Source organism: Streptomyces anthophorae (assembly GCF_049310305.1).
In the GTDB taxonomy this organism is placed as follows: domain Bacteria; phylum Actinomycetota; class Actinomycetes; order Streptomycetales; family Streptomycetaceae; genus Streptomyces.
Window position 1 is genome coordinate 6,415,138 of the sequence record NZ_JBLWQQ010000001.1, and the last position, 13,444, is coordinate 6,428,581.

Below are 13,444 nucleotides of genomic sequence, written 5' to 3' on the forward strand. Positions count from 1 at the left end.
CCGGGCCCCTGCGGGTGCTACGCGTCGAGGCCGATCGCGAACGCCGCCTCCAGGTCGTGCTGCGAGTACGTACGGAACGCGACGTGCGTGTCCGTGCCCTCGACGCCCTGGATCTTGCTGATCTTGCCGGGGATGACGTCCGCCAGGTCGTCGTGGCGGGCGACCCGGACCATGGCGATCAGGTCGTAGGTACCGGTGACGGAGAAGACCTCGCTCACGTTGTCCAGGGCCGCGATCGACTCGGCGATCTCGGGGATCCGGTCCACGCTGGTCTTGATGAGCACGATCGCGGTGATCACGGCTGGCTGTCTCCCTCGGTGGCCGTGGCTGGTTTCGCCTCAACCTTAGCCCGCTCCCTGTAGCGCGCCCACGCCCACAGGAACCCGGCCGAGAACCCCACCAGGTGCGCCAGATACGCCACCCCAGGGCCCTGGCTCTGCTGCCCCGCCGCCACCCACTGGAGCGCCACCCAGAACGGCAGCACCACCCAAGCCGGGAAACGCAGCGGCAGAAAGAACAGGAAGGGGAACAGGCTCGTCACGCGCGCTTCGGGGAAGAGGAAGAGGAACGCGCCGAGGACAGCCGAGATCGCCCCCGACGCGCCGACCAGGCTCTGATCGGAATCGGTGTGCGCGAGCGCGTACCCGAGCAGCGCCACATAGCCGCTGACCCCATAGAACAAGGCGTACGAGAGGCGGCCCATGTGTTCCTCGACCATGGCCCCGAACACATAGAGGAAGAGCATGTTGCCCAGCAGGTGCAGCCAGCTGCCGTGCACGAACAAAGCAGTGAGCGGGGTGAGCAGGGCCCGCGCCGAACCGCCGAACAGCTCGTCGGGGACCACGCCCCAGCGCTCGAAGTACGCGCTCTGCGCGGCGAGCAGCCGGTCCCCGGTGCCGTAGCCGGGGTTCAGACCCGAGGCGGGGGACAGCACGAAGACCACGCAGCAGACCGCGATGATGCCGTACGTGACCGGAGCCGGGTGACCTCTGAGGAATGCGGTCAGCCTGTCGATCGCGGAGCGCCCATTGCCGATCATGGACAGAGCATGACGCAAGGCGGGGAGCGGGCGGCGTGCGGCAGGCCGTAGGGTTACGGGCAATAAAGCAAGCACCACGCAACCCGCATGCACCCGGAAGAAGGCACCACCCGATGACGGTTCCCCTGCCGACCGCCACCACCCGCTGGCGCTGCACCCTGTGCGGCAATCTGACGCGTTTCGACGTCACGCGGTCCTCGAAGGTCGTCGAGTACGTCCACCTGGACCTGGCCGGTGAGCCGAAGGTGGAGGAGCGCGAGGTGGTCAGTGAGACCATCGAGTCGGTGCGCTGCCGCTGGTGCAACGCGGTGGATCAGGTGGAACTGGTGGACAGGCCGGGCGCCGACTCCTGAGGAGCGGCTCCACAGCGACATTGGGGTGACTGATGGTGGAGAGCACAGGCGGGGAGGCCGGGGAGGGCGGCGCCGCCGAGGTGCTCGACCGTCCGCTGCCCGAGGGCGTACGGCGGCGCGTCGTGCAGATCGCGTCGGACGGCTTCGGCGGTCTGACGGTAGGTGAACTACCGCCCCAGTTGCGGCAGTATGCCCGCTTCACCCCGACCCGGCGGATGAAGTTCGCCGGAAACGCCATGGCGGCGGCCCTGGAGAGCGACCCGCTGTTCCGGCAGCGGATCGGTGAGCGCCTGCGGGACGCGCAGCCCGAACTGGCGGCCGCCCTGGAGGCGGGGTCCCCGCCGCCCGCGGCCGATCCGCTCGACGTGGCGGCGGCCGCCTATGTGCTGCGGCCCGTCGGCTGGGTGAAGCTCGTCGCCGCCGCGGGCGAGGACGCCGAGCGGGCCGACGCCGAGCGGGCCGACGACGAGACCCGCGCCGAACTGGAGCGGCTGCGCGCCGAGCTGGCCGAGGCCAGGGCCCAGACCAGGGCCGAGACGGAGCGGCTGCGCGCCGAGCTCGACGCGGCCAAGCGCGAGGTCGCCTCCGCGGAGCGCAAGCTGCGGGCCGCGCTCAGCGACGTGAAGCGCGGCGAGGCCGCCGCGCGCAAGGCGCGGGCCGAGACCGACGCGGTGCGCGCCGAGGGGCAGGCCCAGGTGTCCGCCGCGGAGAGCGAGACCCGCCGGCTCAAGTCGCGGCTCGGTGAGGCGGAGTCGGCCCTGGAGTCCTCCCGCCGGGCGGCCCGCGAGGGGCGCAGCATCGAGGACATGCGGGTCCGGCTGCTGCTCGACACGGTCCTGGACGCGGCCCAGGGGCTGCGCAGGGAGCTCGCGCTGCCGCCGGTGTCCGCGCGGCCCGCCGACTCCGTGGACGCGGTCGAGCCGGGCCGGATGACGCCGAAGGACATCGCGGCGCGCGCCCTGCACGAGCACGACCCGGCGATCCTGGACCAGTTGCTCGCGCTGCCGCAGGCCCACCTCGTGGTCGACGGCTACAACGTCACGAAGACCGGGTATCCGACGATGCCCCTGGAGAAGCAGCGGCTGCGCCTGCTCGGCTCGCTCTCGCAGCTCGCGGCGCAGACCGGCGCCGAGGTGACGTGCGTCTTCGACGGGGCCGAACTGGCCGCTCCCGTGCTGCTCGCGCCACCGCGCGGGGTGCGGGTGCTGTTCTCCAAGCCGGGGGTCACGGCGGACGAGCTGATCCGCCAGCTCGTGCGCGCCGAGCCGTCGGGGCGGCCCGTCATCGTCGTGTCGACCGACCGGGAGGTCGCGGACGGCGTCGCGAAGGCGGGTGCGCGTCCCGTCGCCTCCGTCGTGCTCCTCAAACGGCTCTCGCACAGCTGAGCGAGGGGTCGATCTTCACCCAAAAGGGGCGGGGAGTTACCTACGTCACACCCGCAACATCCGTGTCGTATGCCCGAATTGGCGAAACCTTCACGCAACGTAGCGTCAAGCGGACATCACTGCATGTGAGTTGAGTGCAAAGAATGCAGCGAGTGACGGAGTTTTTTCTCTGAGGGATTTGAACTGATCACGAAGAGGTCACTAGGGTCTGGCTCGAACCTCCGCTCGGGTGATCACCTAAAAGGGGTGACGGTGGAGGGACACCGCCCGCCGGCACAATCGGCAGGCGGCTGGAGGAAGAAGGAGCTCGCCTTCGTGGCGTCCCACCGTCGACCCAAGCAGCCGAGCCGCACCCGCGTGACCGTGCTCACCGCGACCGCCGCCGCTGCCGTGGCCCTCACCTCTCAGGCCGCCAACGCCGCACCCAAGCCCAGCAAGAGCGAAGTCAAGGAAAAGGTCGACAAGCTCTACGAAGAGGCTGGTCTGGCGACCGACCACTACAACGGGGCCAAGGAGAAGCAGAAGAAGCTCGAGTCGGAGATCGGCGACCTCCAGGACAAGGTCGCCCGCGGCCAGGAGGAGCTCAACGATCTGCGCTCCGGCCTCGGTTCGCTCGCCGGTCAGCAGTACCGCAGCGGTGGCATCGACCCCTCGGTCCAGCTCTTCCTCTCGTCCGACCCGGACAGCTACCTCGACAAGGCCTCCACGCTCGACTCGCTGAGCGCCCAGCAGCTCGAGTCGCTCAAGAAGGTCCAGGAGAAGCAGCGCACGCTCGCCCAGGAGCGCGCCGAGGCCTCCCAGAAGCTCAAGGACCTCGCCGACACGCGCACGGAGCTCGGCAAGAAGAAGGACCAGGTCCAGAGCAAGCTGGCGGAGGCCCGCAAGCTGCTCAACACGCTCACCGCCGAGCAGCGCGCCAAGATGGCCGCCGAGCAGGAGCGCGCCAGCCGCGACTCCGCCAGCCGCGTCGACCTCGGCAACGCGGTGCCCGCCTCGGGCCGCGCCTCCGCCGCCCTGTCCGCGGCCGCCACCCAGATCGGCAAGCCGTACGTCTCCGGTGGCTCGGGCCCCAACTCCTACGACTGCTCGGGCCTGACCCAGTGGGCGTACAACCAGGCCGGCGTCTCCATAACCCGGACCACGTACACGCAGATCGGCGAGGGCACCGAGGTGGCCAGGAGCCAGCTCAAGCCCGGTGACCTGGTCTTCTTCAACAACACCGAGCACGTGGGCCTGTACGCGGGCAACGGCCAGGTCCTGCACGCCCCGCACCCCGGTGCCAGCGTGCGCTACGAGTCGATGGACACCGTCGGCCCGTACCAGACCGCCCGCCGCATCTGACCCACCGGAAGGCCCCGCCTTCCGCCCCTCAACGCGCCCTGGAAACGCGCCCGTTCGGGCGAATTCCACGACCCCGCGCTGACCCCCGCGCCCCGCCCATGACCTGCGTCAGAGGCGGGGCGCCGCGCTGTGTGCCCCCTGAACGGTCTTTGGTCAGGGGGTAGTCGCCCGACTACTGTCGGCGCGCATTCCCCCGATCACGGGGGTCCGTCAGCGGAAGGGGGAGCGGCAACCCGTGGGTTCTCATCGCCGTATCTCGCATTCTCGGCACTCGGGCCTCGACCGGAGCACCCGCGCGACCGTTCTCGGCGTGGCGGCGGCCTCCGCGGCGGCGGCCCTCGGCGCCGCCCCGGCGGGCGCCGCGCCGCAGGACAGGCCGGGCTCAGGCAAGGCCGCCGTGGACCGCCTGTACGAGCAGGCCGAGAAGGCCACCGAGGCGTACAACCGGGCCGACGAGCGCGCGGACAGGCTCCGCAAGGAACTCGCCGACACCCAGGACCAGGTGGCCCGCGGGCAGGAGCGGATCAACGCGATGCGGCGCGCGCTCGGCGTGGTGGCCGGCGCCCAGTACCGGTCCGGCGGCATGGACCCCTCGCTCGCCCTGATGCTCTCCTCCGACCCCGACGGCTACCTCGACAAGGCCGGCACCCTCGACCGGATCGGCGAGCGCAACGCGGGCGAGCTGGTCGAACTGCGGGGCGCCCAGCGCGACCTGGACCAGCGCAGGGCCGAGGCGCGCGCCGAGCTCGCGGAGCTGGAGGCCAGCCGCAAGGCCGTCCGGCAGCACAAGCGCAGCGTCGAGAAGAAGCTGGCGAAGGCGCGGCAGCTGCTGAACGCGCTGCCGAGCGGGGAGCGGGCCGCCTACGAACGGGCCTCGCGCTCCGAGCTGCGCCCCGACCTCGCCGGCGCGGGACCCGCCTCCTCCGCCCGCGCGGCCGCCGCGCTCGCCGCCGCCAAGTCGGCGCTCGGCAAGCCGTACGTCTGGGGCGCGACGGGCCCCTCCGGCTTCGACTGCTCGGGCCTCATGCAGTGGTCGTACGGGCAGGCGGGCGTCGGTCTGCCGCGCACCTCGCAGGCGCAGCGGTACGCGGGCCGCCAGGTCCCGCTGTCCCAGGCGCGGCCCGGTGACCTCGTGGCCTACGGCTCCGACGCCCACCACATCGGCATCTACGCGGGCAACGGTCAGGTGATCCACGCGCCGCACCCGGGCGCCCCCGTGCGCTACGACCCGGTGGGCATGATGCCCGTCTCATCCGTGACCCGGGTCTGAGGCTCCTCGCCCGACTTCGCCGTACGATCGAAAGGATGGCTGGTCGACGGTGTGCGGTGGGCAGGGCGGGGAGTGCGATGGCACTGGGCGCCCTGCTCGTCGGGCTTTCCGCGCTCTCCGGATGCGCCGGTGACGACGGGCCGAAGGGCGCGGACGCGTCTGCCGTGCAGCGGCTCCTGGACCAGCGGGCGCACGCCGTCGTCGCCGGGGACGGGCCCACGTACCGGTCGACGGGCAGCGCGGAACCCGGCCTCCTCGACGACCTCTCCGAGGTCCCGCTCGACTCCTGGCAGTACAAGCTCACCCACCTGAAGCGCTCCGGGTCCCGCGCCACCGCCACCGCCGAACTGCGCTACCGCGTCGACGGCTACGACAAGGCGCCCGTGGTCGCCGAGCGCCGGCTGACCCTGGGCCACGGCGACGACGGCTGGTACGTCACCGGGGACCGGCCCGCGAAGAAGTCGGGCGAACAACTGTGGGAGCAGGGCCCGGTGACCGCGGTGAAGGGCGCGCACAGCCTGGTGCTCGGGGTCGGCAAACCGCGCTCCGAACTGGGCTCGTACGCGAAGCTGGCCGACGAGGCGGTGCCCTCGGTCCAGCGCGCCTGGGGAGACGACTGGGCGCGCCGGGTCGTCGTCCTGGTGCCCGAGTCCCTCGACGAGATGGGCGAGCTGCTCGGCGCGCCCGCCGCCGGCTATCAGGGGATCGCGGCCGTCACCACGGGAGAGGCGGGCGGCCCGAAGACCGCGCCCGCGGACCGGGTGATCCTCAACCCCGAGGCGTACGGGGTGCTCGGCGAGGTCGGCAAGCAGGTCGTCCTCACCCACGAGACGGCCCACGTCGCCACCCGCCGCGCGACGTCCGCCGCGACGCCGCTGTGGCTCTCCGAGGGCTACGCGGACTGGGCGGGCTACCGCGAGAGCGACCGCACCCCGGAGCAGGCCGCGCCCGAGCTGCGCCGTGCCGTCCAGCAGGGCACGGCCCCCGCCGGACTCCCCGGCGACGCGGCCTTCGGCTTCTCCGGCGACTCCGCGAAGCTCGCCCGCGCGTACGAGAGCGGCTGGCTGGCCTGCCGGATGATCGCGGACCGGTGGGGCGAGGCCAAGCTCAACGCCTTCTACACGGCGGTCGGCGGCCACAAGGAGCGCGCCGGGGCCGTCGACGGGGCGCTGCGGCAGGCCCTCGGCATCGACGAGCAGGAGTTCGTGGCGCAGTGGCGGGCGTACGTACGCTCCGAGCTGGGCTGAGGTTCGGGGCCTACGGCGCCGGCACCGCGTCGTCGCGGGAGGCCGGGGCGGGCACGGCGGCCCGCCCGGCCTCGCGGGGCTCGGTCACCGTGGCGCGCCACAGCCGGCGGCAGGCGCTGAGGGAGGCCACCACCAGCAGGCCGTTGCGCACGAGGAGGAGGGTGACGCCGAGCGGGTCGCTGCTGACCACGTTCCCGAAGCAGAGCGGGAACTCCAGGAACGTCACGAACGTCGCCGCGAGCACAAGACACACCGGCAGCGTCATCCGGCTGTCCCGGAACAGCATGCAGACGGCGGCCACGCCCACCAGCCACACCATGTACTGCGGGCTGATCACCCGGCTCGTCGTCGTGAACAGCAGCACCGCCGTCAGGCCCGCGTCGGCGAGCGTCGCGGACTGCCAGGCGCGTGCCTTGAACCGCCACAGCACCAGCCAGCCGAACGCGAGCGCCGTGAGCACCTGCGCCAGCGTGCTCACCACGTCCACGTGCGGGCCGAGGAACTCCATCGAGCCGTAGTTCAGCTGCACCGTGCCGTTCCAGCCGAACTGGCGCGCCACGTGGAAGACCAGGGCGCCCAGGGACTCCACTTCCGTGCCCCGGTCCTTCTGGAAGGTGAGGAAGCCGAGCGCGCCCGGCATCGCGAACGTGAAGGTGACCAGCAGGACGGCCGCCGTCACGACCGCCGTGCCCCAGGTCTGCCGCGTGGCCCGGCCGCGCCGCGTACCGAGCAGCAGCAGCGCGGGCCACACCTTGATCATCGCGCCGATCGCCGCGAAGACGCCCGCGGCCCGCGGGTGCCTGGCCGCCGCGAGCAGCGCCGCGATCGCGACGGCCGTCACCATCACGTCGTAGCGCGCGTAGACGGTCTGGCCGAGCAGCGGCAGCCCGATGACCCACACCCAGGTGCCGCGCCGCGACCCGCCCTGCCGCTCGGAGACGTGCAGGAGCGTCAGCAGGACGACGGCGTCCGTCAGGAACGCGAGCAGGAAGAAGGCGGAGGCGTACGACAGGAAGGGCAGCAGCGCGGGGGAGAGGATCGCCATCGCGGCGGCCGGCGGGTACTGCCATGTCACGTCGTCCAGCGGGAACGTTCCTGTGCGCAGGACGTCGAACCAGCCCTGGTAGATCACGTGGACGTCGCTGGTGACGTCGGGGCCCGGGACCACGATCACCTTGAAGACGCACAGCAGGAGCAGCGTCCGGGTCAGTACCCAGGTGACCAGGAGCCCGGCGGGCGTTCGCGTCTTCATTCGAAACATGATGCCGGGCCGACCCATGGCCTGGCCATGGACCCCTGCGGCGCGGCGGCCCCCGTCGGGCTGGTTCGGTACTGTCGGCGGTGATGCGCCAGACACCGAAGACTCTGCTCGTGACCAATGACTTCCCGCCGCGCCCCGGCGGGATCCAGGCCTTCCTGCACAACATGGCGCTGCGCCTGGACCCGGAGCGGCTCGTCGTCTACGCCTCGACGTGGAAGCGCAGCCGGGAGGGCGTCGAGGCCACGGCGGCCTTCGACGCGGAGCAGCCGTTCACGGTCGTCAGGGACAACACCACGATGCTGCTGCCGACCCCGCGTGTGACGCGGCGCGCGGCGGGACTGCTTCGGGCGCACGGCTGTACGTCGGTGTGGTTCGGGGCGGCGGCGCCGCTCGGCCTCATGGCGCCCGCGCTGCGCAGGGCCGGCGCCTCGCGCATCGTCGCGACGACGCACGGGCACGAGGCGGGCTGGGCCCAACTCCCGGCGTCCCGGCAGCTGCTGCGGAGGATCGGCGAGGGCACGGACACGATCACGTACCTCGGTGAGTACACGCGCTCGCGCATCGCGTCGGCGCTCACGCCCGCGGCGGCGGGGCGGATGGAACAACTCCCGCCGGGGGTCGACGAGAAGACCTTCCACCCGGGCTCGGGCGGCGACGTGGTCCGGGCCCGACTCGGCCTGACCGACCGCCCGGTGGTCGTGTGCGTGTCCCGCCTGGTCCCGCGCAAGGGCCAGGACACCCTGATCCTCGCCATGCCGAGGATCCTCGCGGCGGTGCCGGACGCGGTGCTGCTGATCGTGGGCGGCGGCCCGTACGAGAAGGACCTGCGCAAGCTGGCTGCCGAGACCGGGGTCGCGGACTCCGTGCGCTTCACGGGATCCGTGCCGTGGGAGGAGCTGCCCGCGCACTACGGGGCGGGGGACGTCTTCGCGATGCCGTGCCGTACGCGGCGGGGCGGGCTCGACGTCGAGGGCCTCGGCATCGTCTACCTGGAGGCCTCCGCGACCGGGCTTCCGGTCGTCTCCGGCGACTCCGGGGGCGCGCCGGACGCGGTGCTCGACGGGGAGACGGGCTGGGTCGTCCGCGGCGGCTCGGAATCCGAGTCGGCGGACCGCATCATCACGCTCCTCCAGGACCCGGAACTCCGCCGCCGCATGGGCGAGCGGGGCCGCGCATGGGTCGAGGAAAAGTGGCGCTGGGACCTCCTGGCGGATCGCTTGCGGGGGTTGTTGTAGGGGGTACGGGGTTCCGCGGGGCGGGTGCGGGAGGCCGGGTACGGGGGGCCGTGTGGCGGGGCCAGGGGCTGGGAGTCGGCTGGCGGGTGCCGGGTTTCGCGTGGCGGGTGCCTGGGGTCCCTGGGGTTCCGCGTTCCGGGGGTGCTGGGTGGCTGGTACTTGGGGGTTCCGGGTGACTGGTGCCAGCGGCGCCTGAGGTGCTGCGCGTGGCGCTACGGCGAGGACGGCATGGCGCTTCGCCGTGCGCATCCGCACGGGCCCTCGCCCATCTCCCACCCTCCCGCCCCCTCCGGGGGCTCCGGCCCCGGCCGGGGTGGTGCTTGTCGCGCGGCGTCGGGTTCGGGGCTGTACTGGGTCGGCGCTTGTGGTTCCGGGAACGTCACACCGGAGTCCAGAGCCCTCGCCGCGTGGGGCCGGTGCGCTGCCCCCGTGCCTCGTCGGGCTTCGCTCATCTCCCACCCTCCCGCCCCCTCCGGGGGCTCCGGCCCGGAGGGGCTGGACCCTGTTGCGCGGCGCCACGCGCCGTGGCGGTGGGCCCGCAGGTCGAGGCACGTGCGGTCGACCGCAACGGGCAGGGGAGACGGAACAACGCTCCCGGAGCGGGATCGGGAGGCCGGACCATTCAAGCCCCTGCGGCGATTGAGCAGCGGGGTCCGGGGCGGAGCCCCGTGGCGTGGGCCGACTGGGCGTGAACGTCACGGGGCCCCGTGACGCAGGCGATGCCCGCCGCAACGCAAGCACGGCCCGCGGCAAACCAACATCCGCCACAGCACGGCCCGCCGCAAAGCGACATCCGCCGCAACGCACCACACGCGCCCGGCGGATGCCACCCGTACCGCTAACCGCGGTAGATCGCCTCGACCTCGTCCGCGTAGTCCTTCGCCACCACATTGCGCTTCAGCTTCAGGGAAGGCGTCAGGTGGCCCGACTCCTCCGTGAACTGGGCGCCGAGGATGCGGAACTTGCGGACGGACTCCGCCTTGGAGACCGCCGCGTTGCCGTCGTCCACGGCCGCCTGGACCGTGGCCAGCAGGTCGGGGTCGTGCTGCAAGGAGGCCACCGTGGACCCGGCCGGCTTGTCGTGGTCCGCGACCCACTTGCCGAGGAACTCCTCGTCGATGGTGATGAGCGCGCCCACGAACGGGCGGCCGTCGCCGACGACCATGCACTCCGCGACCAGCGCGTGCGCGCGGATCCGGTCCTCGATGACGGCCGGGGCGACGTTCTTGCCGCCCGCCGTCACGATGATCTCCTTCTTGCGGCCGGTGATCCGGAGGTAGCCGTCCTCGTCGAGCGTGCCGATGTCGCCGGTGTGGAACCAGCCGTCGGCCAGCGCCTCCTCCGTCGCGCCCTGGTTGTTCCAGTAGCCGGTGAAGAGGTGTTCGCCGTGGAGCAGGACTTCGCCGTCGTCGGCGATCCGGACGACCGACCCCGGCAGCGGCTGACCGACCGTGCCGATCTTCTGGCGGTCCCACGGGTTGAAGGCCGTGGCCGCGCAGGACTCCGTGAGGCCGTAGCCCTCAAGGACCGTGAAGCCGATCCCGCGGAAGAAGTGGCCGAGCCGCTCGCCGAGCGGCGCGCCGCCCGAGATCGCGTACTCGCCGCGCCCGCCGAGAACGGCGCGCAGCTTGCCGTAGACGAGCTTGTCGAACGTCTTGTACTTGAGCTTCAGCGCCAGCGAAGGCCCGCTCGGGGTGTCGAGCGCGCGGCTGTACTCGATCGCCGTGTCCGCGGCCTTGTCGAAGATCTTGCCCTTGCCGTCGGCCTGCGCCTTGGCCCGCGCCGAGTTGTAGACCTTCTCGAAGACGCGCGGCACGCCGAGGATCAACGTAGGCCTGAACGCGGCCAGTTCATCGGTGAGGTGCTTGATGTCGGGGGCGTGGCCCAGCTTGATCGGGGCCATCAGCGAGGCGACCTCGACGAGGCGGCCGAAGACGTGCGCCACCGGGAGGAAGAGCAGTACGGAGCAGTCGCCCGTGCGGAAGAGCGGGCCGAGGCGCGCCACGATGTTGCCGCACTCGGCGAAGAAGCTGCGGTGCGTGAGGACGCAGCCCTTGGGGCGGCCCGTGGTGCCGGACGTGTAGACGATGGTCGCCGGGTCGTCGGCCTTCGCGATGGCGCTGCGGTCGTCGACCATCCCGTCGGAGAGCTCGGCACCGGCGCGGTACAGCTCGTCCAGGCCGCCGCCCTCGATCTGCCAGACGTGCGTCAGCTGCGGCAGCCCGTGGCGCACGGATTCGACGGCCGCGGCGTGCGCGTCCAGCTCGACGAGGATGCCGACCGCGCCCGAGTCACCGAGGATCCACTGGATCTGCTCGGGCGAGCTCGTCTCGTACACCGGAACCGTGATCGCGCCCGCGCTCCAGATCGCGAAGTCGAGCAGCGTCCACTCGTAGCGCGTGCGCGACATGAGCCCGATGCGGTCGCCGGCCTGTACGCCGGACGCGATCAGGCCCTTGGCGGCGGCGCGCACCTCGGCGAGGAACTCGACGGACGTGACGTCCGTCCACGTGCCGCCGACCTTTCGGCCGATCACGGCGACGTCCGGGTGCTGCGCGGCGTTTCTGCGAACGATGTCGGTCAGATTGCCGTCCGCGGGGACCTCGTACAAAGCGGGAAGGCTGAACTCGCGCAAGACTGCTGCTCCTCGTAGGGCGCCGGCGCCACTCTTCTGTGATGCGTCGGTGCGGTCCAAGATCGGGCAGGTGCACAGTGCATCAATGAATTGTCCGCCTGAACTCGGCTGAACTCGTCGGTACTCATTGCTTGAACTGAACACGACTGGACTGCCCGGACGTTACCCACCGGTACTGCTTCTTCGATAGGGGGGTCGGACCAGATGTACGCTGCGTCACATGTCGCCGCGGCTCTTCTCGCACCCTAGTCCAGAAGCCGACCGACTCGGAAGTAACCGCAGGTCCGGCGGCCTCTATCCATTCTGCGACCCATCGTCCTAGGGTGATCGCCATGCGCGTACACGTAGTCAGCGATGTGCACGGAAACTCCACCGACCTCGCACGAGCCGGGGACGGCGCCGATGCCGTCGTCTGCCTTGGTGACCTGGTGTTGTTCCTTGATTACGCAAATCACGCACGCGGCATTTTCCCCGAATTGTTCGGAGTCGAGAACGCCGACCGCATCGTCGAACTGCGTACGGCCCGCCGCTTCGAGGAGGCACGCGCCTTCGGGGCGCAGCTGTGGGCGGGCATAGACCGGGTGCCCGCCATCGAAAAAGCGGTGCGCAAGCAGTACGCGGAGATGTTCGCGGCGTTCCCCTCACCTACGTATGCGACCTACGGCAATGTCGATATGCCGAAACTCTGGCGCGAGTACGCCGCGCCGGGCACGACCGTGCTCGACGGGGAGCGCGTCGAGATCGGCGGCTGGGTCTTCGGCTTCGTCGGCGGAGGTCTGCGTACGCCGATGCGCACGCCGTACGAGATCGACGACGAGGAGTACGCCGCGAAGATCGAGGCCGTGGGCGAGGTCGACGTGCTGTGCACGCACATCCCGCCCGAGGTCCCCGACCTCGTCTACGACACCGTGGCGCGCCGCTTCGAGCGCGGCAGCCGCGCCCTCCTGGAGGCGATCCGCCGGACCAGACCCCGGTACTCGCTCTTCGGCCATGTCCACCAGCCGCTCGCGCGCCGGATGCGGATCGGGTCCACGGAATGCGTGAATGTCGGCCACTTCGCGGGGTCGGGCAGGCCGTGGGCGCTGGAGTGGTGACAGCGGGAGCGGATGCGCGCGATAGCCTTCACGGGACACACACGCAGGCAGGTACGGCGCACCCCTGACCGGTATCCGGAGGAGCCACGGCGATGGCGGAACACACCAGCTCGAGCATCACGATCGAGGCGGCACCCGCCGATGTCATGGGGGTGATCGCCGACTTCGCCCGCTATCCCGACTGGACGGGTGAGGTGAAGGAGGCGGAGGTCATCGCCGAGGACGGGGCGGGCCGCGCCGAACAGGTCCGGCTCGTCATGGACGCCGGGGCGATCAAGGACGACCAGACGCTGAAGTACACCTGGGCCGGTGAGAACGAGGTGTCCTGGACCCTCGTGAAGTCCCAGATGCTGCGCTCCCTCGACGGCTCGTACGTGCTGAAGCCGGCGGGCGAGGGGACCGAGGTCACGTACTCCCTCACGGTCGACGTGAAGATCCCCATGCTCGGCATGATCAAGCGCAAGGCCGAGAAGGTCATCATCGACCGAGCACTGGCGGGCCTGAAGAAGCGCGTCGAGTCGGGCAACTAAAGCTCCTGCGGCGATTGAGCAGCGGGGTCCGGGGCAGAGCCCCGAACCCCCGGT

The 13,444-nt window shown here is 71.4% G+C and carries 12 protein-coding genes; 8 read left to right on the plus strand and 4 right to left on the minus strand.

Annotated elements, in window-relative coordinates; translation table 11 throughout:
• Window positions 1-17: 17 nt before the first annotated feature.
• Both ACNYS0_RS29080 and ACNYS0_RS29085 read right to left on the minus strand, forming a co-directional pair.
• On the minus strand, window positions 18-299 hold the full coding sequence (locus tag ACNYS0_RS29080) for an Lrp/AsnC family transcriptional regulator (protein WP_266720470.1): 282 nt from the start codon (window positions 297-299) through the stop codon (window positions 18-20).
• Window positions 296-1,039, minus strand: coding sequence for a rhomboid family intramembrane serine protease (locus tag ACNYS0_RS29085; RefSeq protein ID WP_422477595.1), 744 nt, complete (start codon window positions 1,037-1,039; stop codon window positions 296-298). The genes ACNYS0_RS29080 and ACNYS0_RS29085 overlap by 4 nt, the downstream gene beginning before the upstream one ends.
• A 113-nt stretch (window positions 1,040-1,152) precedes the next feature.
• Here ACNYS0_RS29085 and ACNYS0_RS29090 point away from each other — a divergent pair, with 113 nt between their 5' ends.
• The 5 genes from ACNYS0_RS29090 (at window position 1,153) to ACNYS0_RS29110 (ending at window position 6,635) form a co-directional block, all read left to right on the plus strand.
• A complete protein-coding gene (locus ACNYS0_RS29090) occupies window positions 1,153-1,392 on the plus strand; it encodes a hypothetical protein (RefSeq protein ID WP_009309707.1) in 240 nt (79 codons plus the stop codon).
• Window positions 1,393-1,424: 32 nt separating this feature from the next.
• Window positions 1,425-2,777 carry an NYN domain-containing protein gene (locus ACNYS0_RS29095; RefSeq protein WP_422477598.1) on the plus strand — a complete coding sequence of 451 codons (1,353 nt, stop codon included), beginning with the start codon at window positions 1,425-1,427 and terminating at the stop codon, window positions 2,775-2,777.
• 315 nt (window positions 2,778-3,092) lie between these two features.
• Complete coding sequence (locus ACNYS0_RS29100; RefSeq protein ID WP_422406859.1) at window positions 3,093-4,118, plus strand: C40 family peptidase; 1,026 nt, start codon at window positions 3,093-3,095, stop codon at window positions 4,116-4,118.
• 235 nt (window positions 4,119-4,353) lie between these two features.
• Window positions 4,354-5,388, plus strand: a complete 1,035-nt coding sequence (locus tag ACNYS0_RS29105; protein WP_422477600.1) for a C40 family peptidase — start codon at window positions 4,354-4,356, stop codon at window positions 5,386-5,388.
• A gap of 77 nt (window positions 5,389-5,465) precedes the next feature.
• On the plus strand, window positions 5,466-6,635 hold the full coding sequence (locus ACNYS0_RS29110) for a hypothetical protein (protein ID WP_422477602.1): 1,170 nt from the start codon (window positions 5,466-5,468) through the stop codon (window positions 6,633-6,635).
• Window positions 6,636-6,645: 10 nt separating this feature from the next.
• Here ACNYS0_RS29110 and ACNYS0_RS29115 read toward each other — a convergent pair whose 3' ends face one another.
• A complete protein-coding gene (locus ACNYS0_RS29115; protein ID WP_422477604.1) occupies window positions 6,646-7,887 on the minus strand; it encodes a glycosyltransferase 87 family protein in 1,242 nt (413 codons plus the stop codon).
• 92 nt (window positions 7,888-7,979) lie between these two features.
• Here ACNYS0_RS29115 and ACNYS0_RS29120 point away from each other — a divergent pair, with 92 nt between their 5' ends.
• Window positions 7,980-9,131 carry a glycosyltransferase family 4 protein gene (locus ACNYS0_RS29120; RefSeq protein ID WP_422477606.1) on the plus strand — a complete coding sequence of 384 codons (1,152 nt, stop codon included), beginning with the start codon at window positions 7,980-7,982 and terminating at the stop codon, window positions 9,129-9,131.
• Window positions 9,132-9,969: 838 nt separating this feature from the next.
• On the opposite strand, the gene ACNYS0_RS29125 is transcribed toward ACNYS0_RS29120, so the two are convergent.
• Window positions 9,970-11,766 (minus strand): AMP-dependent synthetase/ligase, encoded by a 1,797-nt coding sequence (locus ACNYS0_RS29125; protein WP_422477608.1) that lies wholly within the window; start codon window positions 11,764-11,766, stop codon window positions 9,970-9,972.
• 332 nt (window positions 11,767-12,098) lie between these two features.
• On the opposite strand from ACNYS0_RS29125, the gene ACNYS0_RS29130 reads away from it, so the two are divergent.
• On the plus strand, window positions 12,099-12,860 hold the full coding sequence (locus ACNYS0_RS29130) for a metallophosphoesterase family protein (RefSeq protein WP_422477610.1): 762 nt from the start codon (window positions 12,099-12,101) through the stop codon (window positions 12,858-12,860).
• Window positions 12,861-12,952: 92 nt separating this feature from the next.
• A complete protein-coding gene (locus ACNYS0_RS29135) occupies window positions 12,953-13,390 on the plus strand; it encodes an SRPBCC family protein (protein WP_422477612.1) in 438 nt (145 codons plus the stop codon).
• The last annotated feature ends 54 nt before the right edge of the window (window positions 13,391-13,444 follow it).